At 43.1% G+C, this 26,599-nt stretch carries 4 protein-coding genes; all 4 read left to right on the top strand.

All coding sequences use genetic code 11. The features are described from left to right. Positions 1-45: 45 nt before the first annotated feature. Positions 46-5,463, top strand: coding sequence for an SDR family NAD(P)-dependent oxidoreductase (locus F6K37_RS08390; RefSeq protein ID WP_502887731.1), 5,418 nt, complete (start codon positions 46-48; stop codon positions 5,461-5,463). Between the two features lie 46 nt (positions 5,464-5,509). Continuing rightward, positions 5,510-13,264 (top strand): type I polyketide synthase, encoded by a 7,755-nt coding sequence (locus F6K37_RS08385; protein ID WP_287249475.1) that lies wholly within the window; start codon positions 5,510-5,512, stop codon positions 13,262-13,264. Positions 13,265-13,275: 11 nt separating this feature from the next. Continuing rightward, complete coding sequence (locus F6K37_RS08380; protein ID WP_287249473.1) at positions 13,276-19,911, top strand: type I polyketide synthase; 6,636 nt, start codon at positions 13,276-13,278, stop codon at positions 19,909-19,911. Positions 19,912-19,931: 20 nt separating this feature from the next. After that, positions 19,932-26,599, top strand: a 6,668-nt coding sequence (locus tag F6K37_RS08375) for a type I polyketide synthase (protein ID WP_287249471.1), incomplete at its 3' end; no start/stop codon positions are given.

The following is a 26,599-nucleotide window of genomic DNA, read 5'->3' as shown; positions in this document are numbered from 1 at the left end:
GAAGCAGCAGCGGGCATAGCGGGGTTAATCAAAGTAGTATTGCAGTTGCAACATCAACAGATTGCCCCCCATCTTCATTTTGATCAGCCCAATCCTTATATTAATTGGGAGCAATTACCTGTATTAGTGCCGACTGATGGTACTCCTTGGGAGATAGAAGATAAACCTCGTCTAGCTGGCCTTAGTTCCTTTGGTTTCAGTGGCACTAATGCCCATGTCATCGTAGAAGAAGCCCCAAGTTCAGTTAACAATGAGCACTTATCAGATACCAGTAGGGAACGTCCTGTTCATCTATTAACCCTATCGACTAAAGATGATTTGGCTTTGTGGGAACTGGTGCAGAAGTATCAAGAATTTTTAGAGAAAAATGGCACTGCTAATCTGGCAGATATCTGTTTTACTGCTAATACAGGGCGCTCCCACTTCCAGCATCGATTAGCAATTATCGCCTCTAATCAGGAGGACTTAGCTGAAAAACTGGCAAAGGCGAGAGCAACAGAGGATGTTTCCTCTGTATTTACCGGAATTATCCCCAGTAGTAACAGTTCACCCAAAATTGCGTTGTTGTTTACGGGTCAAGGTTCCCAGTATGTCAACATGGGCAGACAACTCTATGACACTGAGCCAATCTTCCGTCAAACCTTAGACCAGTGTCACCAAATCCTACAGTCCTATTTAGAAAAACCGCTCAAGGAAGTTATTTATCCTCAACAGCCTCAAGACATAAACACTTCAGATATTAACCAAACTACTTATACTCAACCAGCCCTATTTGCCATTGAATATGCCCTGTTTAAGTTATGGCAATCCTGGGGCATAAACCCAGATGTAGTCATGGGGCATAGTGTCGGAGAATATGTAGCAGCAACAGTAGCAGGAATTTTTAGTTTAGAAGACGGTCTCAAACTAATTGCCACCCGGGGAAGGTTGATGCAACAGTTGCCCTGTGAGGGTGAGATGGTTTCGGTGATGGCATCGGAGTCAAAAGTGCGTGATTTGCTCAAGACCTACACACAGAAAGTAGCGATTGCTGCGATTAATGGACCATTAAGTGTAGTAATTTCTGGAGCCAGTGAAGACATTGGTGTTATTTGTGACAAATTAGAAGCTGAGGGAATCAAGACCAAAAGGTTGCAGGTATCTCACGCTTTCCATTCACCGTTGATGGAACCGATGTTGGCAGAATTTGAAGCAGTAGCCCATCAAATCACCTACCATCAACCGACTATTCCACTAATATCAAATATTACAGGAGTGCGAGCCGACAAGAGCATTGCCACAGCCAACTATTGGGTAAATCATGTGTTAGAACCAGTCAGGTTTGCCCAAAGTATGGAGACCTTGCACCAAAAAGGGTATGAAATATTCCTAGAAATCGGACCGAAACCAATTTTATTAGGCATGGGGCGGCAGTGTCTCCCAGAAGAGTTTGGTGTGTGGTTACCGTCGTTACGTCCGGAAGTAGATGAATGGCAGTTGATGCTGTCTAGTTTGGCACAGTTATATGTAGCCGGAGTCAAGGTAGATTGGTCAGGGTTTGACCGAGATTATAGCCGTAATAAAGTAGTATTGCCGACTTATCCATTCCAACGGGAACGGTATTGGGTAGAAACCCAAAATGGCTACCAACAGCAACAGCATTGGTCAAAAGAAAAAAATCTGCACCCATTACTAGGAGAACAACTCAACCTAGCCGGAATAGAGAATCAACATCGTTTTCAATCATACTTAAGGGCAGAATCCCCAGGCTACCTAAACCACCACCAAGTATTTGAAAAAGTGCTATTTCCAGCCACAGGCTACCTAGAAATGGCAGCAACAGCCGCTAAAATTCTGTTCAACAAAGCCGAAGTAGAAGTAGCAGATGTAGCCATAGTAAGAGGGTTAATCCTACCAGAAACAGAAATTTTGACAATACAAACAGTAGTCAGCCCCTTAGAAAACAACAGCTATAAGTTCGAGATATTTAGCACATCCATTGCTGAAAATAAACAGACACCCCAATGGCTGTTGCACAGCGAAGGAAAGATCTACACCGAGCCGACTACCAACCGCAAAGGCAAAATCGACCTAGAGAAATACAAAACAGAGTGTAGTCAAGCCATAGACATCAAACAACATTATCAACAATGTCTCGAAAGAGGGATTAACTACGGCAGCAGTTTCCAAGGAATAAAACAGTTGTGGAAAGGTCAAAGGAAAGCCCTAGGGCAAATAGGCTTACCAGAGGAATTAACAGCACAAGTAACAGACTATCAGATACATCCAGCCCTATTAGATGCAGCTCTACAAATCCTAGGTCATGCCCTAGACAAAACCGAAACCGACCAGACCTATCTGCCAGTAGGGATAGAAAAATTGAAACTGTATCGTCAGACAATAAGCCAGGTATGGGCGATCGCAGAAATACCAGAAACTAGCTTAACCGCAGACATTTTGCTGGTAGACAACCAGGGCACGATACTAGCCGAGCTAGAGGGATTAAGGGTAAGGGCAACCACAGCCAATGCTCTGTTGAGAAGTCTGCAACCAGATATCAGCCATTGGTATTATCAAATCAACTGGCAAGCTCAAGCCTTACCATCAACGACCCCATCACCAGCAGCAACCAGTAAATGGTTAGTATTGGCAGAAGATACTCACCTAGTAGAAGCACTAGAACACAAAGGTCACGAGTGCATCAGAGTATCAGCAGGACAGACCTATGAGCAACTAAGTCCACAACACTATCAAATCAATCCCACCAGTGCTGAACAATTCCAACAACTGCTAGAAGAAAACCCAGGGATGACAAGGGTGGTGCATCTGTGGAGTGTGCCGGAACTCGTTGGCAAAGACCACCTAGAATTAGAGACAATTCTGGCCCAAAGTTGTGCCGCAACGCTGCATTTGGTGCAAGCAATCGTCAACAGCAAACCGGAAAAAATCCCGCAGCTGTGGTTAGTCACCCAAGGAACTCAGAGGGTCAACTCAGACCAAGAAGTAATCAACCCCGAGTATGGAAGCTTATGGGGACTAGGACGAGTCATAGCCCAAGAACACCCAGAATTAGGCTGTAAACGCCTCGACTGTGACCCAGAATTGCCGATTACTCAAAACCTAGAAGCCCTAGTCACAGAGCTGTTATCAGAAGATGTAGAAGACCAAATCGCCATACGTCAGGGCAGTCGTTATGTAGCCAGACTTGGACAAAAAAACCACAAACAGGCCATCACCTCAGCCGACCAACCAGTGCAATTAAAACTGCCAGAATACGGAGTGATCGACAATCTCAACTGGCAACCAATGCAGCGGCGTGTTCCAAAAGCTATGGAAGTAGAAATCGAAGTAGCTGCAGTGGGACTAAACTTTCGAGACGTGCTCAACGCCCTAGGATTGCTCAAAGACTACTACGCCTCCCATCTAGGCATCAGCAGTGCACAGCAACTGACTTTTGGTTTTGAATGTGCTGGTAAAATCAGTGCCGTAGGAGCACAAGTCTCACAGTGGCAAGTAGGAGACGAAGTCATAGCCACCATGCTCCACGACGGCTTCAGCAGTTTCATCACCGCCCCAGTAGAGCATGTGATGCCAAAGCCCAAACAAATGAGTTTTGCAGAAGCAGCCACCCTACCCCTGACATTCCTCACCGCCTACTACGGGTTGCATAACTTAGCCAAAATTCAACCAGGAGAGCGAGTATTAATTCATGCAGCAGCAGGAGGTGTCGGACAAGCCGCAGTGCAAATCGCCCAAGGAGCAGGGGCAGAAATATGGGCTACAGCCAGTCCGAGTAAATGGGAATTTCTCAAATCCCTGGGCATTAAGCACGTCATGAACTCCCGCACCCTAGAGTTTGCCGGGGAAATCCTGGAGCACACTGCTGGAGTTGGAGTAGATGTAGTCCTTAATAGCCTCAACGGAGAGTACATTCCCAAAAGCTTAGAAGTATTAGCTCCAACAGGCAGATTTGTCGAAATCGGCAAAATTCGGATTTGGGACCAACAGCAAGTCAAGGAAAAACGACCAGATGTTAGCTACTACCCCTTTGATTTAGGAGAAGTAGTCCAACAAAAACCAGGTGTAATGGCTCAACTGTCGGAGGAATTAACTCAACGATGGGAGCAAGGAAAACTCAAAGCCTTACCTTATAAAGTATTCCCCAGTACAGAAATAGCAGCAGCCTTCCGGTATCTGCAGCAGGCCAAGCATATAGGGAAGGTAGTTGTGGAGATGCCACAAGCCACAGGTCAGCCAAACTCCATCAAACCAGAAGCCAGTTATTTAATTACCGGAGGATTAGGAGCCTTAGGGTTGGAAGTAGCCCAATGGATGGTCACTCAAGGAGCGAAGCATCTAGCCTTAATGGGGCGTCGGGCTCCGAATCCAACCGCACAAAAAGTAATAGAGGAGTTAGAAACAGCTGGAGCCCATGTCAGTGTATTATTAGGAGATATTTCCAATCAAGAGGATGTAGCCTTGACACTACAGGAAATATCAGCATCATTACCCCCACTCAAAGGGGTGATTCATGCAGCTGGGGTATTGGATGACGGGTTAGTGCAAAACATGAATTGGCAGCAGTTTACCAAAGTGATGGCACCAAAGGTGGCAGGAACTTGGTATTTGCATCAACTGACCCAGGATTTACCCTTAGATTTCTTTGTCTGTTTCTCGTCGATGGCTTCGATGTTGGGTTCACCAGGTCAAGGAAACTATGCCGCCGCTAATGGTTTTATGGATGCAGTAGCTCACTATCGTCGAGGGCAGGGATTACCAGGATTGAGTATTAACTGGGGAGCATGGGCAGCAGGAGGCATGGCCGCTCGTTTAGATAGTTTTAATCAGCAGCGGCTTGATCGGAGTGGCATGATTGCCATCAAACCAGAACAGGGAATGCAGGCATTGGGGTCATTGTTATCGGAGTCCCAAAGCCAAGTGGGGGTGTTCCCGGTTAATTGGTCAAGGTTTGTCAGCCAACTACCGGGTGGGCAAAAGATGCCATTTTTGTCCGCTTTGATTTCCACTGAGCCATCATTAACCCAAAAGTCGGCATTTAGGGAACAACTAGAAGCAGCAGCCGTTTCAGAACGTCAGGAGTTATTAACAACTCAGATTCGCTCGGTGATCGCCAAAACCTTAGGCTGGACAGATGCACAAAAGATTGGAATGCGACAGCCTTTGTTTGAATTAGGCTTAGATTCTTTGATGGCCGTGGAATTAAAAAATCGCTTGGAGTCAAGTTTAGAAGCAAGCTTAAGTTCAACACTGTTATTTGATTATCCTATGGTAGAAGCACTGGTAGAGTATTTAACCAATGATGTCATTCCTCTAGATTTCTTTGATGAAACAGAAAAGAAATTAAAGGAGGAAGATGTTCCTGGGGAGCACTCATCCCAGTTATCAGATGTCACCCAACTCTCAGAAACTGAACTAGAAGCATCAGTTCTTGAAGAAATTGAAGCATTAGAAAAATTAATCTAATACAACATTAGAATTTACAAAATATAATGCTATACTGGAAGACATAATGATCATAAAAAAAGAATCAGAACAACCACTATCCCCCTTACAAAAAGCACTTATAGCCCTTAAAGATGCACGCTCAAAATTAGAAAAATACGAAGCTCAAAGCAAGGAACCCATAGCGATAATTGGCATGAGTTGTCGCTTCCCTGGTGGAGTCAACTCTCCTGAAGCATTCTGGCAACTACTCCATGATGGAGTAGATGCGATCGCAGAAGTACCATTAGCGCGATGGAACATTGATGACTACTATGACCCTTCTCCAGATGCTCCAGGTAAACTTTATACCCGCGATGGTGGTTTTATCTCACACATAGATCGCTTCGATGCCCCATTTTTTGGGATTTCACCCCGAGAAGCTCAAAGCTTAGACCCCCAACAACGCCTCTTGCTAGAAGTAAGTTGGGAAGCAATAGAAAGGGCTAACATCGTCCCGGATAAATTGTTTAATAGTCTGACAGGAGTATTTATTGGCATTGGTAGTAACGATTACTTAAATCAGCTGGCCACCTGTGAGATGCCACAGGCTTATTGGGGGACAGGTAATGTGCCTTCTGCTGCTACAGGTCGTTTATCATACATATTGGGACTGACAGGACCTAATCTGGCAGTAGAAACCGCTTGCTCTTCCTCCTTAGTATCTGTGCATCTAGCTTGTCAGAGCCTCAGACAGCGAGAATGCCATATGGCTTTAGCTGGTGGTGTGAATCTACTCCTATCTCCTGAGTTGAGTATTGTTTTCTCTAAAGCCAAAATGTTATCTCCCGATGGTCGTTGTAAGACGTTTGATGCTTCGGCTAATGGTTACGTCCGTGGAGAAGGATGCGGAATAATTGTTTTGAAGCGACTTTCAGACGCTGTAGCCAATCAGGATAATATTCTGGCAGTAATTCGTGGAACTGCTGTTAATCAAGACGGACCAAGTGGTGGATTGACAGTACCTAATGGCCCGTCTCAAGTAGCTGTGATCCGTCAAGCCCTCGAAAATGGGGGAGTAGACCCAGCAAGTGTTAGTTATATTGAAGCTCATGGGACAGGAACTTCTTTGGGAGACCCGATTGAAGTCAAAGCCATAGGAACAGTATTTGGAAAAACTCACTCTCAAGAAAACCCCTTAAGTGTTGGGACAGTTAAAACTAACATAGGTCACTTAGAAGTAGCAGCAGGAATTGCCGGTTTGATGAAGGTAGTCCTGCAACTGCAACAGCAAAAAATAGCAGCATCACTGCATTTTAACCAGCCTAATCCTTATATTAATTGGTCGGACTTACCAGTAGAAGTATCGACCCAGCTGACCCCTTGGCAAAGGAATGGGAAAAGTCGCCTCGCTGGAGTAAGTTCCTTTGGTTTTAGTGGTACAAATGCTCATGCCATTTTAGAAGAAGCTCCAATTCAAGTCAGAAGTCAGAAGTCAGAAGTCGGAAGTGAAGAAGATTTAGAACGTCCAATTCATATATTAACTCTATCAGCTAAAACCGAAACAGCTTTTGATGAGTTGGTCAGTAGTTATCAAAATTATCTAAAAACTCATCCCAAATTAGGTGTGGCCGATCTATGTTATACTGCCAACACTGGACGTACTCACTTCAAGCACAGACTAGCGGTTGTCGCCTCAAACCAACACGAATTAGTCACAAAACTTCGACAGCACCAACAAGGAGAACAAGTAGCAGGAATCAGTTCAGGAGAACTGTCCAACAAGACCACAGCATCGAAAATTGCGTTGTTATTCACAGGTCAAGGTTCCCAATACATCAACATGGGAAGGCAACTCTATGAACAAGCACCGACTTTCCGTCAAGCCTTAGATCAATGTGAGCAAATCTTACAGCAGTATCTGGAATCTCCACTCAATCAAGTTCTCTATCCTCAACACCCACAGCATTCAAGCTCCTCTGTACTAGACCAAACTGCTTATACCCAACCGGCTCTGTTTGCTATAGAATATGCTCTGTTTAAGTTATGGCAATCATGGGGCATAAACCCAGATGCAGTGATGGGTCACAGTGTCGGAGAATATGTAGCAGCTTGTGTGGCAGAGGTTTTTAGTCTGGAGGACGGTCTGAAATTAATCGCCATGCGGGGCAGGTTGATGCAACAGTTACCCTCTGGTGGTGAAATGGTATCTGTAATGGCATCAGAATCTCAGGTAACAGAGGCTATAGGCGAGTATAGTTCACAAGTGACAATAGCAGCGATTAATGGACCAGAAAGTATGGTGATTTCTGGTGAAAGTGAAGCGATCGCAACCATTTGCAGTAAGTTAGAAGCAATGGGAGTTAAGACCAAACATTTACAGGTGTCCCATGCTTTTCATTGCCCGTTAATGGAGCCAATGTTGGCAGAGTTTGAAGCAGTAGCTCAAGAAGTCACCTATAGTCAGCCTCGGATACCACTCATTTCTAATGTTACTGGTCAAAAGGTGAGTTCAGAAATAACTACTGCTAAATATTGGGTGAATCATGTCCGACAACCAGTGAAGTTTGCCCAGAGTATGAAAACTCTGGATGAGGAAGGTTATAAGGTATTCTTGGAAGTGGGACCCAAACCAATATTGTTAGGAATGGGAAGGCAATGTTTAACAGAAGATGTGGGAGAATGGTTGCCATCATTGCGTCCAGGAGTGGATGAGTGGCAACAAATGCTCTATAGCTTAGGACAATTGTATGTAAAAGGAGCCAAAATAGATTGGTCAAGGTTTGACTCTGACTATAGTCGTCAGAAAGTAGCATTGCCGACTTATCCATTCCAACGGGAACGTTATTGGATAGAAACCAACAACAACTTCTGGCCTAAACAGAAATTTTCAAAAGGGGAAAACCTCCATCCCCTATTAGGTCAAAAGCTAAATTGTGCAGGGGAACAACAAATATTTGCATCACAAATAGGAGAAAAATCACCCAATTATCTCAGCCATCACCGAGTATTTAATCAAGCACTATTTCCCACAACCGGCTACCTAGAAATAGCAATAGCAGCAGGAAATCATCAATTAAAAACACCCCAGATAGTAGTAGAAGACCTAACCATAGGTAGAGGATGGATACTACCAGCAGGAGAATTGACAAATGCCCAAACCATACTCACCCCAACAGACAACCAAAGCTACAAGTTTAAAATATTTTCTCAACTTGAAGAAGAAGAGTGGAGACTCCATAGCACAGGAAAAATCAGAAAAGAGTCAACCCCCGCTACTCAGACAAAAATTGACATAGAAAAATACAAGAGTGAATGTAATCAAGCAATAGAAGTCAAACAACATTATCAAAAATGTCAACAATTGGGGATAGACTACGGAAATAGCTTCCAAGGCATTCAAGAATTGTGGTCGGGTTCAAACCAAGCACTAGCTTATATCAAACTACCCGAAGAATTGATAACAGAAACAGGGGAGTATAATTTCCATCCAGCACTATTAGATGCAGCCTTTCAAGTAATATCTCATGCACTGCCAGAAACGGATAGTGATAAAACTTATCTGCCAGTAGGAATAGAAGAATTCAAACTATATAAGAATCCCGGGCTAAGTTTATGGGCTTACGCATCAGTAACCAGTCCCGAAGTGAAAACTCCAGAAAGTTTAACGACTATTGTCACCATAGTAACTCCTTCAGGAGAAATAATTGCCAACCTCAAAGGTTTACAACTCAAACTAGCAACAAAACAGACTCTACTGGGAACAGAAACCGAATCAATAACAGATTGGTTGTATGAAGTAGAGTGGATAAACAAAGGTATTTTCGGTAAACTACTACCACCATATTTCCTGATACCTCCTGTAGAAATTAGCCAAAAATTAACTCCCAGTCTAACAGAATTAGTAACTCAAGTAGATAATGCTCGTACCTCAGAAATTGGCAGGAGCTTAGAAGAATTAAGCGTAGATTATATAGTGCAAGCCTTGGGGTCAATGGGTTGGTCATACCAGCCAACAGAGAGCTTCGACTTGGAGGCAGCAGTCCAACGTTTAGCCATAGTTCCGAGCCAACGACGACTGTTCCAGCGTTTGCTAGAAATCTTAGCAGAAGTAGGAATACTCCAGTGCCAGCAACAACGGTGGCAGGTGCAACAAACCTTAGAGAAAGTCAACCCGACTCAACAAAGCCAGAGTTTACTGAGTCAATATCCACAGGAAACAGCAACATTGACATTATTAGACCGTTGTGCATCTCAACTAGCGGTCGTACTAAGAGGAGCAATAGACCCAGTACAATTGGTGTTCCCTCAAGGAGATTTAACCACAGCAACCCAACTGTATCAAGACTCAAGTGTAGCGAAAGTGATGAACACGATCGTGCAAAAAACCATCACTCAAGCTATTGAGAAATTACCACCGATCCGAGGGATAAGGTTGTTGGAAATCGGAGCTGGAACAGGAGGGACAACTAGCTATATTCTGCCCCATCTCAATCCCAACCAAACAGAATATATATTTACCGATATTGGGGCATTGTTCACCAGTAAAGCCCAAGAGAAATTCCGGGATTATCGATTCCTGGGCTATCAAACCTTAGATATAGAGGTAGACCCGACCAGCCAAGGATTTGAATCTCATCAATATGATGTAATTATTGCGGCCAATGTCCTCCATGCAACCGCAAGTCTCAAGCAAACCTTATCCCATGTGCGGCAACTGTTGGCACCAGGGGGAATGTTGGTCTTGTATGAAGCAACAACTCGGATTAGGTGGGCGGATTTAATCTTTGGACTATTAGAAGGATGGTGGAAATTCAGTGATTATGAATTACGACCAGACTACCCACTGCTGAGTCGCCAGCAGTGGAAAAAGGTGTTGAGTGAAACAGGTTTTACTCAAGTAGTTACCTTGCCAGAAGTGGAGGGAATGGCAAAAGCTTTGTCAGAGCAAACGGTGATTGTAGCCCAAGCAGCTACCACAACCTTAGAACAAACGAAGGAGACATCGAAAGGTTGGTTGATACTAGCAGACACTCAAGGAATTGCTCAACACTTAGCTAGCCAACTGCGCTCAGTAGGAGACGTTTGTACCTTAGTATTTGCAGGAGAGAGCTATCAACAGCTTGCCCCGGAAGAATTTACCATTAACCCCGACAACCTCTCAGAATTTGAGCAACTGATAGAGACTCTAGCCGCCAAATCACCATCTTTATCGGGAGTAGTACAATCTTGGACAACCGAAGCAGGGCTAGGTAAAACTATCAACTCTGAGGAATTAGAAAACTTATCTCGGCTAGGGTGCGGCACAACCTTATCTTTGGTACAAGCCTTAGTCAAAGCCGGATTATCTCAATCACCCCGGTTATGGTTAGTGACGAGTGGTGCTCAAGCGGTGCCGTCAAATCATCCGGTCATACCAGGAGTAACTCAATCTTCGGTGTGGGGAATGGGAAAAGTGATTAGCTTGGAACATCCAGAGTTAAACTGTACTCGTATAGATTTAGACCCAGAGGAGACTATAGAGGGTCAAGCTGATGCGCTATTTAAAGAAATTTGGTCGGAGGATAGGGAAGACCAGGTGGCATGGCGTGGAGATGGTCGTTATGTGGCTCGGTTGGTGGGTAGTCGTCATCGGCAACCAGTGGCACAACAGTTGGTGCCATCTCAACCATTCAAACTAGGAAGTTCCGAGAAGGGTAGTTTAGATAACTTAATCCTAGAGCCAGTTACTAGACGTTCGCCAGGAGCAGGGGAAGTAGAAATTAGAGTTAAGGCAACAGGATTGAATTTTCTAGATGTAGTATCTGCATTAGGATTAGTCCCTCAGCAAGTGGATGGAATGTCTCAAAAACACTTAGTAGAGATGGACAGTTTTGGTGGAGAGTGTGCGGGTGAAGTAGTAGCTGTAGGGTCAAAAGTCACAGGCTTTCATATAGGGGATACAGTTATGGCTATGGCTCACGGCAGCTTTAGTCAGTATGTAACTGTTGATGCTACCTATGTAGTTATCAAGCCAGAAAATCTGAGCTTTGAAGAAGCAGCATCTATTCCAGCTAATTTTTTAACAGCTTATTATGCTTTGCATCATGTGGCCAAGATTCAGGCTGGCGATCGCGTTTTAATTCATGCCGCAGCCGGAGGAACAGGGATGGCTGCGGTTCAAATCGCGCAGCAAGCAGGAGCAGAAGTTTTTGCTACCGCCAGTCCTCCCAAATGGGAAGCGCTACGACAGATGGGAGTCAAACACATTATGAATTCCCGGACAGTGGAGTTTGCTGACCAGGTGATGGCAATCACTCAAGGTCAAGGAGTAAATATTGTACTCAACTCTCTGACTTCTGGGGAATTTATTAGCAAGGGTCTCTCAGTAGTAAGTTCTGGTGGTCGGTTTGTGGAAATCTCCAAGCGAGGAGTCTGGGATTCAAGCCAAGTAGCAGCAGTCAGACCTGATGTATCTTATTTTGTAGTGGATTTAGTCAAAGAATCAATAGAGCAACCGGGATTAATCAATTCTATGTTGCAAGGGTTGAAAGATAAGTTGAGCAACGGTTTACTACAACCACCACCAGTGAAGGTATTTCCCATAGAGAAAGTCATTGATGCCTTCCGTTATATGCAGCAAGCCAAACATATAGGCAAGATTGTGGTGAGTCAAACACAACTTGCTGATGGTACGACTCAAAAGCCTTTAAGTTTCCGTTCTGGAGCTAGCTATTTGATTACAGGAGGTATGGGAGGTTTGGGTTTACTGGTAGCTAATTGGATGGTGTCTAAGGGAGCTAAACATTTGGTATTGTTGGGACGCCGTTCACCGGATGATGCTATTAGGAAAAAAATAACAGAGTTAGAAATGGCTGGCGCTTCCGTGGTAGTGGAAAAAGCCGACGTGTCTGATCTTGAATCAATGACCAGAGTGCTGCACAAGATTGAGCAGTCCAACATACCACTAGCAGGGGTAATTCATTCAGCAGGGATGTTGTCGGATGGAGTGTTACAAAACCAAAGTTGGTCTAGCTTTGAGCAAGTGATGGCACCGAAAGTGCAAGGTGCTTGGCATTTGCATCAATTGACTCAAAATCAACCATTGGACTTTTTTGTGCTGTTTTCTTCGGCAGCATCTCTGTTGGGTTCACCTGGTCAGGGAAATCATTCGGCAGCTAATGGGTTTCTTGATGGGTTAGCCCATTATCGTCGCGGGATGGGATTGTCGGGATTGAGCATTCATTGGGGAGCCGTTGCTCAAGTGGGAGAGGCGGCAGAAAGGGGTGCTGATATGAGGGCATCCAAGCAGGGTATGGGTGTAATTTCTCCAACTCAGGTATTAGAGTCTCTAGAACTACTGATGAGTGGTGAGGATGTAGAAGTAGGAGTGATTCCCCTTGAGTGGTCAGCTTGGCAGGAGAGATTAGCCCAATGGCCTTTCTTGGCAGATTGGCAGGAAACAATCCAAACCACTTCTGAAACGTCTAAGTCAGAATTTCTGTTAAAGCTGGAGGCAACAGAACCTAACGAACGTCGCTCTTTATTAGTAGCTCATGTCCGTCGTCAATTAGCTCTGGTATTAGGAATCAATAATCCCGAATCCATTTCATTAGAGACAGGCTTTTTTGACCTAGGCATGGATTCTTTAAGTTCTGTCGAGTTGAGGAATAAGTTGCAATCCAGTTTAGATTGTTCACTGCCATCTTCTCTGGCTTTTGATTATCCCACGGTAGAGAAACTGGTAGATTATTTAGTTAAAGACTTACTAGCTGAAAAAGAGGAGGTACCAGATGAAAGCGAGCAACTTATCGAAATAGACGATATTGCTAAAAGGCTGGCAGAACAACTAGGAGCCAATTAGGAGGTATTTCAATGAGTAGTACTCAGGTGCAAGAATATGCCAAACTGATGAAAATGGCATCAGACAAGATAGCTAAGTTGGAAGCTGAACTTGATGCACTAAAAAGTAAGGACAAATCAGAACCAATCGCGATCATTGGTATGGGTTGTCGCTTTCCTGGAGGTGCATCTACTCCAGAAGCCTTCTGGGATATTTTACAAAACGGAGTAGATGCGATCACTGAAGTACCACAAGACCGATGGCACCTTGATGATTATTACGACCCAGACCCAGACAGTCCTGGTAAAATATATACTCGCTATGGAGGATTTCTCAACAAACTTCAGGAGTTTGATAACAATTTTTTTGGTATTTCTCCCAAGGAAGCCATCCATCTAGACCCTCAACAGAGATTACTCCTAGAAGTCAGTTGGGAAGCTCTAGAAAATTCAGGCAAAAATCCGCAACAACTCCAAGGAAGCCCAACAGGTGTATTTATTGGTATTTGTGGCAACGACTATACCCAACGTATATTCAGTCAAGGTCCAGAACAATTTGATGCCTATGTAGCTACAGGCAATGCCCACAGTACAGCATCAGGGCGAATTTCCTATATTCTGGGACTAATTGGACCGAATTTGGCAGTAGACACAGCTTGCTCCTCTTCATTAGTAAGTATCCATTTGGCCTGTTCGAGTTTAAGGAATCAAGAATGTAATCTAGCCTTGGCTGGAGGGGTCAATCTCTTGCTATCTCAGGAATTTAGCATCAACTTTTCTAAGGCTCGTATGTTATCCTTTGATGGTCGGTGCAAGACTTTTGATACTTCTGCTGATGGCTTTGTCCGTGGTGAAGGATGCGGTATTGTTGTACTCAAACGTTTATCAGATGCAGTAGCAGACCAGGACAATATTCTGGCAGTAATTCGGGGCAGTGCCATCAATCAAGATGGTGATACTAGTGGTTTAACGGTTCCTAATGGACCTTCTCAACAATCAGTCATCCGTCAAGCTTTGGCAAACGGGGAAGTAGACCCAACAAGTGTTAGTTATCTTGAAGCTCATGGTACAGGAACTGCTTTGGGGGACCCCATTGAAGTCGAAGCCATAGGAACGGTATTTGGCCAAACCCACTCTGTTGAACAGCCATTAATCATTGGTTCGGTTAAGACGAACATTGGTCACACCGAAGGAGCGGCAGGAATAGCAGGTTTGCTCAAGTTAGTCCTGCAACTGCAACATCAACAAATAGCACCATCACTACATTTTAACCAACCTAATCCTTATATTAATTGGTCTCAATTACCAGTAAAGGTCTCGACTCAGCTCACCCCTTGGCAAACAAATGGTAAAAGTCGCATAGCTGGGGTTAGTTCTTTTGGTTTTAGTGGCACCAATGCTCATATAGTTTTAGAAGAAGCTCCTGCAGAAGTCAGAAGTCAGAAGTCAGAAGTCGGAAGTGAGGATATTGCCGAACGTCCAATTCATATATTAACTCTATCGGCAAAAACAGAAAAAGCTTTAGAAGATTTAGTCAGTAATTATCAAAAGCATTTAGAAACTTATCCAGATTTTGCTGTGGCAGATGTATGTTACACGGCCAATACAGGAAGGAAACATTTTAAGAATCGACTAGCAGTTATTGCTTCTGACCAAAAGGAATTAGCAGAAAAGCTACTTGATCAAAAAACAGGAAAGGAAGTAGTTGGACTATCTTGTGGAGAATTTGATAGTGGTAGCGCAAGTTCTAAGCTAGCTTTCTTATTCACAGGCCAAGGTTCCCAGTATGTGGATATGGGTAAGCAATTGTATGAAACTCAACCAACTTTCCGCCAAGCTTTAGAGCGATGCGACCAAATTCTACAACCCTATCTAGAATATCCCCTATTAGAGGTTATTTTTCCTAAAGATGTACAAAAGTCAACCTCGAATTTGTTAGACCAAACAGGTTATACCCAACCTGCTCTATTTGCGATTGAATATGCTTTGTTCAAGTTATGGGAATCTTGGGGAATTAAACCAACTGTAGTCATGGGTCACAGTGTAGGAGAATATGTGGCAGCAACTGTAGCAGGGGTTTTCAGTTTAGAGGATGGTCTGAAATTAATCGCCATGCGGGGCAGGTTGATGCAACAGTTACCCTCTGGTGGTGAAATGGTATCTGTAATGGCATCAGCATCTCTGGTGACAGAGGCCATAGGAGAATATAGTTCTCAAGTGACAATAGCAGCGATTAATGGACCAGAAAGTATGGTGATTTCTGGTGAAAGTGAAGCGATCGCAACCATTTGCAGTAAGTTAGAAGCAATGGGAGTTAAGACTAAACATTTACAGGTGTCCCATGCTTTTCACTCTCCGTTAATGGAGCCAATGTTGGCAGAGTTTGAAGCAGTAGCTCAAGAAGTCAACTATAGTCAGCCTCGGATACCACTCATTTCTAATGTTACTGGTCAAAAGGTGAGTTCAGAAATTACTACCGCTAAATATTGGGTAAATCATGTCCGACAACCAGTGAAGTTTGCCCAGAGTATGAAAACTCTGGATGAGGAAGGTTATAAGGTATTCTTGGAAGTGGGACCCAAACCAATATTACTGGGGATGGGACGTCAATGTTTACCAGAAGATGTGGCAGTATGGTTACCATCTTTACGTCCTGGAGTAGAAGAATGGCAACAAATGCTCTCAAGTTTAGGACAATTGTATGTAAAAGGAGCCCAAGTAGATTGGTCAGGGTTTGACCGAGATTATACTAATCAGAAAGTAATCTTGCCAACTTATCCATTTCAGCGGGAAAGGTATTGGATTGAAACAGCTAATACTCAAGGTATCTCTACAACAAAACTTCATCCTCTGATTAATCGAAAGTTTCAATCTCCTTTATCAAAAGACATATTTTTTGAATCTGAGTTTAGTACCCACGCCCTACCATTTTTAGCAGACCACCGAATATATGAAAAAGTGGTAGTACCTGGTGCCAGTCACATTTCTCTATTGTTAGCAAGCGCCTCTCTAACATTTTCTGCAACCCAATGTCAACTAGAGGATATTCTATTTCCCCAAGCCTTAGCAATTCCGGAACAAGGATTACGTACTGTTCAGGTAGCTTTTACTCCACAGGATAGTTCATACTCATTTCAAGTAATTAGTTTTGATAGCTCTTCTAGCTCTTCCAATGGTGATAATTCTTGGGCTCTGCATGCTACAGGCAAGATTTACCCTACTATGGAGTCCTCCCAGCAGTCTCTAGAAACCATCAAAGAAATTCAATCTCGTTGTAGTCAAAAAGTTGAAAGCACAGAAATTTACCAGAGTCTATGGGATAGAAAAATTAAATTAGGGGAGAGTTTTAGATGGATAGACCAAGTATGGTTAGGAGAGGGAGAAATTCTGTGTCAAATGAAAGTACCTGAGACAGTGTTAGATGCCCTTAAGTATCAAATACATCCTGCCTTAATTGACTCATGCTTTCAGTCAGTGGCTGCACTTAATCTCAGTCTTGCTGGTGACAAAAATGAAACTTTTGTGCCCTTCAGTATAGAGAAGTTTACTTTTTATCAGCGCCCTGAGAATGGTTCGCTTTGGTGTTATACCCGTGGATTGAAAGAAGGAGCATCAGAGGAAAAACTGCTGAAAGCAGAAATACAATTATTTGACCAAACTGGGGCATTGGTGGCTGAGGTTAATGGTTTTGAGGGAAGGAAAGCGAATCCCAAAGCATTACTAATGACTCTGGATTCAGATTTAAGTGATTGGTTTTATGAAATCAACTGGGAAGCTCAACCCTTAACAAAAGTTTCAAAATCTGATGAAAATGGCTCTGGGAAATGGTTAGTATTTGCACTTACTGATGAATTGGTAGACTCGGTCGGGAAGTATCTACAAGAGAGAGGACAGAACTATATTTGGGTATCCCCAGGTTCAGAGTATCAGCAATTAGATGCTCAACATTATCAAATTAATCCCACTGTAGCTGAACAATTTCTCAAACTGCTCCAAGATAATTCAGATATTAAGGGCATTTTGCATTTATGGGGTATAATAAATGAAGTTGAGGATTTACAAACAGCTCAACAACTTGGTTGTGCAACAGCGTTACATTTAGTGCAAGCCTTAGTTCAAGCTGGATTGACTAATGTAACACCGATGTGGTTAGTTACTCAAGGGACTCAGAGTATATTGGATGAAGCAGAAGTGGTGCAACCCCAACAAGGAACTCTATGGGGACTAGGGCGTGTTATTAGTCTAGAACACCCAGAATTAAAGTGTGGCCGAATAGACTTAGACCCCAAAACGAATGTTTCGGAAATGCTCCCCAGTTTAGTAGATGAAGTATTTTCTAAGAATAATGAAGACCAAATAGCAATTCGTCAGGGAGTCCGTTATGTAGCAAGATTAGTACGACAACAAAAGCCGAAATCGAGCTTAGAAGAAAAATTAGGATTAGAAAATCAACCACTGGAATTGAAGTTGTCTGAATATGGACTGATAGACAACCTCAAGTGGCAAGTAATGCAGCGCCGTCCTCCACAAGGGAATGAAGTAGAAATTCAAGTCAAAGCAGTGGGTTTAAACTTCCGAGATGTACTCAATTCCTTGGGGTTACTGAAAGAATATTATGCTCAGGTATTAGGTATTACTGACGTAGCTCAACTTAACTTTGGCTTAGAATGTGTAGGCGTTATTGCATCTGTGGCAGACAATGTGTCTCAGTGGCAGGTGGGAGATGAGGTGATGGCTTTGGTTCATAATGGGTTCAGTAGCTTTGTCACTACTCCGGCTGAGTTAGTGATGGCTAAACCGAAAAATTTGAGTTTTACGGAAGCAGCTACTTTACCATTGACCTTTGCCACAGCTTACTATGGATTACAACACTTAGCTAAAATTCAGCCAGGAGAGCGAGTATTAATTCATGCTGCTGCTGGTGGTGTAGGGCAAGCGGCAGTTCAAATCGCACTACAGACAGGAGCAGAAGTATTCGCGACTGCGAGTCCTCCTAAGTGGGAGTTTCTCAAGTCTATGGGCATTAAACACATAATGAACTCTCGCACTTTAGAGTTTGCCGATCAAATAATGAGTCTGACTCAGGGAAAAGGTGTAGATATAGTCTTAAATAGTCTAAATGGAGACTTTATTGATAAGAGTTTTGCTGTGTTAGCTACCCAAGGGCGATTTGTAGAAATTGGCAAAATAGGGATTTGGGACAAACAAAAGGTGATGCAGAAGCGACCAGATGCTGATTACTTCCCTTTTGATCTGGGAGAGATAATCCAACAACAACCAGATTTAACTGCCAAAATTTCAGAGGAATTGAACCAGCAGTGTCAGCAAGGAACACTGAAAGCATTATCTTATAAAGTATTTCCTAGTACAGAAGTAAAAGCTGCCTTCCGATATATGCAGCAAGGTAAGCATATAGGAAAAGTCGTAGTTTCTATGGCAAAAACTAGAGATGAGTCAAAATATATCAAACCAGAAGCAAGTTATTTGATTACAGGAGGTTTAGGAGCTTTAGGCTTAGAAGTAGCCCAATGGATGGTGAAAGAGGGAGCAAAACATATAGTATTAACTGGGCGTCGGAGTCCGAATAAAACTGCACAAAAAATCATAGAGGAATTAGAAGCAGCAGGAGCATCAGTCAGTGTTTTGTTAGGGGATATTTCTACTCAAGAGTCTGTCATCAAAATCTTAGAGGGGATATCTGCTTCGTTACCTCCACTTAAAGGAGTGATTCATGCTGCTGGGGTGTTGGATGACGGAGTCTTACAAAAGATGAGCTGGAATAGATTTACAAAAGTTATGGCTCCCAAGGTGTCGGGAACCTGGTATTTACATCAACTGACTCGGGATTTACCTTTAGATTTCTTTGTTTGTTTCTCCTCTATGGCTTCGATGTTGGGGAATTATGGTCAAGGAAACTATGCTGCTGCCAATGCTTTTATGGATGCGATCGCCCACTATCGTCAAGGTCAGGGATTACCAGGATTAAGTATTAACTGGGGAGCATGGGCGACAGCAGGAATGGCAGCTCGTTTAGCAAGGGAACATCAAAATCGAATGCAGAGTAGCGGGGTAGTGGCCATTGACCCCGAATCAGGAATGCAAGCATTAGGTTCATTGTTATCAGGCTCTCAAAGCCAAGTAGGGGTGTTCCCAGTTAATTGGTCTGAGTTTTTTAGGCAGATGCCCGGTGTGCAGAAGATGCCTTTTTTGGAGGCTTTGATTTCCACTGAACCGTCATTCACCAAAAAGTCAGTATTTAGAGAACAATTAGAAGCAGCACCGGTTTCAGAACGTCAACAGTTATTAACCAATAAGATTCGCTCATTGATAGCCAAAACCTTGGGTTGGACAGATGGACAAAAGATAGGAATGCGCCAACCTTTGTTTGATTTAGGATTAGATTCTCTGATGGCTATGGAATTGAGAAATCAAGTGGAGTCAACCTTAGAGACAAGTTTAAGTTCAACACTGTTTTTTGACTATCCTACTGTAGAAAATTTAGTAAATTATCTCTCCATTAAGGTATTCTCGGGAGAGTCAGCAGTTGTTCTTGTTCAGCAAGAATCAGAAGAAGTAAACCAATCAAATTTACAACAAGAAATAGAACAACTATCAGAATCAGAAGCTCAAAATATTTTGCTTCAAGAATTAGAAAATATGAATTTCTAGGAGTAGAATACTTTAAAGATATGGAAAATATTTCGGAATCTCTAAATACGGCAAACTCTTTGTCAGCAACAAAACGGGCACTAATTGCATTAAAGGAAATGCAGTCCGAATTGCAAGCTCTCAAGTCTGCCCAGATTGAGCCAATTGCCATCATTGGCATGAGTTGTCGCTTCCCTGGCGGAGTAGATTCTCCTGAAGCATTCTGGCAATTACTCAATGATGGAGTAGATGCTATCTCTGAAGTACCATTATCACGATGGAACATTAATAACTACTATGACCCCGGCCCAGATGCTCCCGGCAAAATTTCTACCCGCGACGGTGGTTTTATCTCACAAATAGATGGCTTCGATGCCGCATTTTTCGGGATTTCTCCCCGAGAAGCTCAAAGCTTAGACCCTCAACAACGCTTATTACTGGAAGTTAGTTGGGAAGCAATAGAAAGGGCTAACATACTCCCAGAAAAGTTATTAAATAGTCTGACAGGAGTATTCATTGGCATTGGTAATAGCAATTATCAAAGTAAGCTGGCAACCTCTGAGATGCCACAGGCTTATTGGGGTACAGGTAATGCGCCGAGTGCTGCTACAGGTCGTTTATCATACATCTTGGGGCTCACTGGACCTAGTCTGGCAGTAGAAACTGCTTGCTCTTCGTCTTTGGTATCCGTGCATCTGGCTTGTCAGAGTTTGCGACAACGAGAATGTAATCTGGCTTTAGCTGGGGGCGTGAATCTACTCCTTTCTCCAGAGCTTAGTATTATATTCTCTCAAGCCCAAATGTTATCTCCTGATGGTCGCTGCAAGACTTTTGATGCTTCAGCAAATGGTTATGTGCGTGGGGAAGGATGTGGAATAATTGTCTTGAAACGACTCTCTGACGCACTAGCCAATGGGGATAATATTCTGGCAGTGATTCGTGGCACAGCTGTTAATCAAGACGGTCTGAGTGGTGGTTTAACAGTACCTAATGGTCCATCTCAAGAAGCTGTGATTCGCCAAGCCTTAGCAAATGGGGGTGTGGAGCCCGCCAGTGTCAGTTATATTGAAGCTCATGGTACTGGAACTTCCTTGGGAGACCCCATTGAAGTCGGAGCGTTAGGAACGGTATTTGGGAAAACCCACTCCCAAGAGCAACCATTAATCATTGGTACAGTTAAAACTAATATTGGCCATTTAGAGGTAGCAGCAGGAATAGCAGGGTTGATGAAGGTAGTCCTGCAACTACAGCATCAACAAATAGCACCATCACTCCATTTTAACCAGCCTAATCCTTATATTAATTGGTCACAATTACCACTACAAGTCTCGACTCAACTCACCCCTTGGCAAACCAATGGTAAAACTCGTATTGCGGGAGTGAGTTCCTTCAGCTTTAGTGGTACAAATGCTCATATAATCTTAGAAGAAGTACCAAGAGAAGGCAACAGGCAAACCTCCCCTGTGTCCCCCCAAGGATGGAAGGCAACAGGCAACAGTGAAGATTACATAGAACGTTCAGTTCATTTATTAACTCTCTCAGCGAAAACTAAAACTGCTCTTGGTGAGTTAGTCAGTAGTTATCACAATTATCTCCAAACTCATCCCCAATTAGGGGTAGCCGATATTTGCTATACGGCTAACACAGGACGTAACCACTTTAACCACAGACTAGCTGTTGTCACCTCTAACCCAAAAGAATTAGCTGAAAAACTCCAACAGCACCAACAGGGAGAAGAGGTAACCGGAATCTACTCAGGAGCACTATTAAACACCACAACACCTAAAATCGCCTTTTTATTCACAGGACAAGGTTCACAATATGTGAACATGGGCAGGCAGTTGTATCAACAAGCACCAACTTTCCGTGAAGCGATTAACCAATGTGAGCAAATCCTCAGTAGCCTAGAAACTTTCCAGGATAAGTCATTACGAGAAATCCTCTATCCTACAGACACAGATGAGTCCGGTTCATCCCTACTAGACCAAACCGCTTACACTCAACCTGCTCTATTTGCCATAGAATATGCACTATTCAAACTCTGGCAATCCTGGGGAATTAAACCAGATGTGGTCATGGGTCATAGCGTTGGAGAATATGTCGCAGCAACTGTAGCAGGAGTACTGAGTTTAGAAGATGGTTTGAAACTAATTGCTGCTAGGGGCTCTTTGATGCAGAAATTACCTGCTGGTGGAGCAATGGTTTCAGTGATGACCTCAGAGTCGAAAGTGCGAGAGATTTTCAAGGCGATGTCGTTGGAAGAAAAAGTAGCCATAGCAGCCATCAATGGACCCGAAAGTATAGTCATTTCTGGTGAGGAAGAAGCAGTAAGAGCGATCGCAACTCACCTAGAATCAGTCGGCATCAAAACCAAACAACTACAAGTATCCCATGCTTTCCATTCTCCTCTGATGGAACCCATGTTGGCAGAATTTGAAGCAGTAGCAGAAGAAATCAACTACCATGAGCCTAAGATACCACTGATATCAAATGTTACTGGCAAACTGGTGGGAGAGGAGATGACTTCTGGGAAATATTGGGCTCGTCATGTGCGGCAACCAGTGAGGTTTGCCCAGAGTATGATAACTATGCAGGAGGAAGGATATGATTTATTCCTGGAAATTGGACCCAAACCAATTTTATTGGGGATGGGAAGGCAATGTCTACCGGAAGAGGTAGGTGTATGGTTGCCATCATTACGTCCAGGAGTAGATGAATGGCAGCAAATGTTGGATAGTTTAGGAAAACTGTATGTACAAGGAGCCAAAGTAGATTGGTCAGGATTTGACCAAAACTATAACCGTGAGAAAGTAGTATTACCAACCTATCCTTTCCAACGAGAACGATATTGGCCAGAGAGCAAGCGGAAGTTTCAGACACAGCAAGTTGATGGGGAAAAAGTTTTACATCCCTTACTAGGTATCAAACTACAAGTAGCAGCTTTAAAAAATCAATTTTGTTTTGAATCTTTACTAGCCGGAGATCGACCAGCTTACCTCAAGCACCATGAAGTGTTTAGCCAAGTCCTGTTTCCAGCCACAGGGTACTTAGAAATAGCCTTGGCAGCGGGAGTGAATTTGTCCAAATCTCAGCATGTGGTGTTAGAAGATGTAATTATTGGGCGAGGGCTGATTCTACAAGAAATTGACTTAACAACAGTCCAAACCATCCTCACACCCTTAGAAAACGGCTCTTATAAGTTTGAGATTTTTAGTTATAAAAATCAGGAAAATCAAGATACGCCATTGTGGATACTCCACACAGAAGGGCAAATCAGAGCTGATTCACAGGAAAGCACACTGAGAGCTATAGACCGGGCAAAATACCAAGCAGAGTGTACTCAGCCAATAAAAGTCCAAGAACATTATCAAAAATTTCGGCAACTGGGGCTGAATTACGGAGTTAGTTTCCAAGGAGTTCAACAATTGTGGTTGGGTTCACACCAAGCCTTGGCACAGATTAAGTTACCCGAAGCCTTGACAAAAGAAATCACCAACTATCAATTCCATCCCGCATTGTTAGATGCAGCTTTGCAAGTAGCTGGTCAGGCTCTACCACAAACAAATAACAACACTTATCTGCCAGTAGGAATAGAGCAGTTAAAAATATATGCTCCTCCAGAGAAAAGTCTCTGGGTGTATGCATCGGTGAGTGAATTCATAGAAGATCAAAAAATCCTAACTGCTCAACTGACTGTAGCGAGTCTAGAAGGAGAAATCATTGCCACAATTAAAGGCTTACAACTAAAACTTGCCACTCAAGAGACCCCACTAGAAGTAAAATCAATAACTAATTGCCTGTATGAAGTAGAATGGAGAGCTAAAGGTCGCTTAGGTCAGTTACTACCTCCTGATTTTTTGCTTCCTCCTATAGAAATTGCCCAACAATTAACTCCTACTCTGATAGAATTATTAACTCAGATAGATGATCGCAAAGCCTCAGAAATCAGCACAAAGTTAGAAGAATTAAGCGTAGATTATATAGTTCAAGGCTTGCTGGAGATAGGTTGGTCATATAAGGCGAAAGAGAGCTTTGAGGCTGATGCAGCAGTTCAACGTTTAGGTATAGTTCCCACCCAAGAACGATTATTTATGCGTCTCCTCCAAATCTTAAAAGAATTAGGAGTACTGGAATTTGCTCAACTGCAGTGGGAGGTAAAACAAACCTTAGAGAAAGTCAACCCGACTCAAAAAAACCAGAGTTTACTGAGCCAATATCCAGAGGAAGCAGCAGCATTGACACTACTGGATCGGTGTGCGTCTCAACTAAGTATGGTACTACGAGGAGAAATAGACCCAGTAGAGTTGGTATTCCCTCAAGGAGATTTGACTACCGCTACCCAACTTTATGAAAAGTCTACTGTAGCTAAACTGATGAACACGATAGTACAAAATACTATTAATAAAGCTATAGAGAAATTACCGCCAAGCCGAGGGATAAGGTTGTTGGAAATCGGAGCAGGAACCGGAGGAACAAGTAGTTATGTCCTGCCTCACCTAAATCCCCAGCAAACAGAATATATATTCACCGATATCGGACAATTATTTACCAGTAAGGCGCAAGATAAATTCTCGGATTATCGATTTGTAGTGTATAAAACCTTAGATATAGAAGTAGACCCAAACAGTCAAGGATTCGGTGCTCATCAGTACGATATAATTATTGCGGCAAATGTACTCCATGCAACTACAAGTATCAAGGAGACATTATCCAATGTGCGACAACTATTAGCACCAGGAGGAATATTAGTATTGTATGAAGCAACAACACCTCAGCGATGGTTGGATTTAGTATTTGGACTATTAGAAGGATGGTGGAAATTCACCGATTATGAATTACGACCAGACTACCCTCTGCTAAGTTTTGACCAGTGGAACAGAGTTTTGAGAGAAACAGGTTTTACTGAAGTAGTAGCTATACCAGAAGTACAGGAAAAGACACAAGGATTGTCAGGGCAAAAGGTGATTGTAGCTCAAGCAGCTCCAACAAAACAAAAAACGGAGAAGAAACCGAAGAGTTGGTTGATACTAGCAGACAAACAAGGAATAGCTCAACACTTAGCACGGCAACTGAAATCGATAGGAGAAGTGTGTATCTTAGTATTTGCAGGAGAGAAATATCAGCAGATATCTCCAGAAGAATTGAGGATTAATCCTAATAACCAGTCGGAATATGAACAACTGATAGAGGCGGTAGCAGTTAAATCACCATCATTGTATGGAATAGTGCAATGTTGGACAACAGAAGTGGGATTAGGTAAAACTATTAAATCTGAGGAATTAGAAAATTTATCTAAATTGGGGTGTGCTACAACATTATATTTAGTGCAAGCTTTAGTCAAAGCTGAGTTACCAACAGCCCCTCGGTTATGGTTAGTGACTTGTGGCTCTCAACCTGTACCGTCAAATGCACCGATAATACCAGGAGTAACCCAATCTTCACTATGGGGAATGAGGAAAGTAATTAGTTTAGAACACCCGGAATTCAACTGTGTCTGCATAGATTTAGACCCAGAGGAGACGAAAGAGTGTCAAGCTAATGGACTATTTGAGGAAATCTGGTCGGAAGATAAGGAGGACCAAATAGCACAGCGAGGAAATGGTCGTTATGTGCCAAGATTGGTTGCAAGTCATCATCAGCAAAGGGTAGTAGCAGATGCAACAAGCAAAAAATCGGTGAGTTTCCGTGAGGAAGCTAACTACTTGATTACAGGGGGAATGGGAGGTTTAGGCTTACTGGTAGCCCGTTGGATGGTAGAGAAGGGAGCCAAGCACTTAATATTATTAGGACGTAGGGCACCCGATGATACTGTGGAGGAAAAAATAATTGAGTTAGAAATGGCTGGAGCGGAAGTAGTAGTGGAAAAAGCAGACGTATCTGATTGGGAATCGATGACAAGAGTGGTGGCTAATATAGAGCAGTTAAACAGGCCATTAGCAGGAATAATACACTCGGCGGGAATGTTGTCAGATGGAATGCTACAAAACCAGAATTGGCCTAGTTTTGAGAAAGTGATGTCTCCGAAAGTGCAAGGAGCTTGGCACTTGCATCAATTGACCCAAAACCAGCAATTAGACTTTTTTGTGATGTTTTCTTCGATAGCCTCTCTATTTGGTTCACCAGGTCAGGGAAATCATTCTGCAGCAAATGGATTTCTAGATGGTTTAGCTTATTATCGTCGAAGTCTAGGATTGCCTGGGTTGAGCATTAACTGGGGAATAGTAGGTGAAGTGGGAGAAGCAGCAGAACGAGGTGCAGATGTTAGTCTACAGAAGAAGGGTTTGGGTGCGATCGCTCCTGCTCAGGTTTTAGAGTCTCTAGAACTACTAATGAGTGGTACTGATGATACTGAAGTAGGAGTAGTACCGATTGATTGGTTGGCTTTGGAAGAAAGAATAGCTGAATGGCCTTTCTTAGCTGATTGGCAGGAATTAACTGCCTCAATGGCTGCAACCAAAAGGGAAAATGATAGCATTTTACAGAGGCTAAAAGCAGTTTCATTAGAGGAGCGAGAAAGCATATTGATGGAGTACCTCGTAGGAAAAATAGCCAAAATATTGGCTATGAGTGCTTCTCAAATAGATGTAGCTCAACCTCTTATAGATATGGGGCTAGATTCTTTGATGGCAGGTGAATTGCGGAATTTGTTAAAAAGGCAACTGGGATGGGATATACCTTTTCAAAAAATATTTGGAGGGGCGAGTACTGC

The organism is Moorena sp. SIO4E2 (assembly GCF_010671945.1).
Classification (GTDB): Bacteria; Cyanobacteriota; Cyanobacteriia; order Cyanobacteriales; family Coleofasciculaceae; genus Moorena; species Moorena producens.
This window is presented reverse-complemented; position numbering and strand designations above follow the sequence as displayed.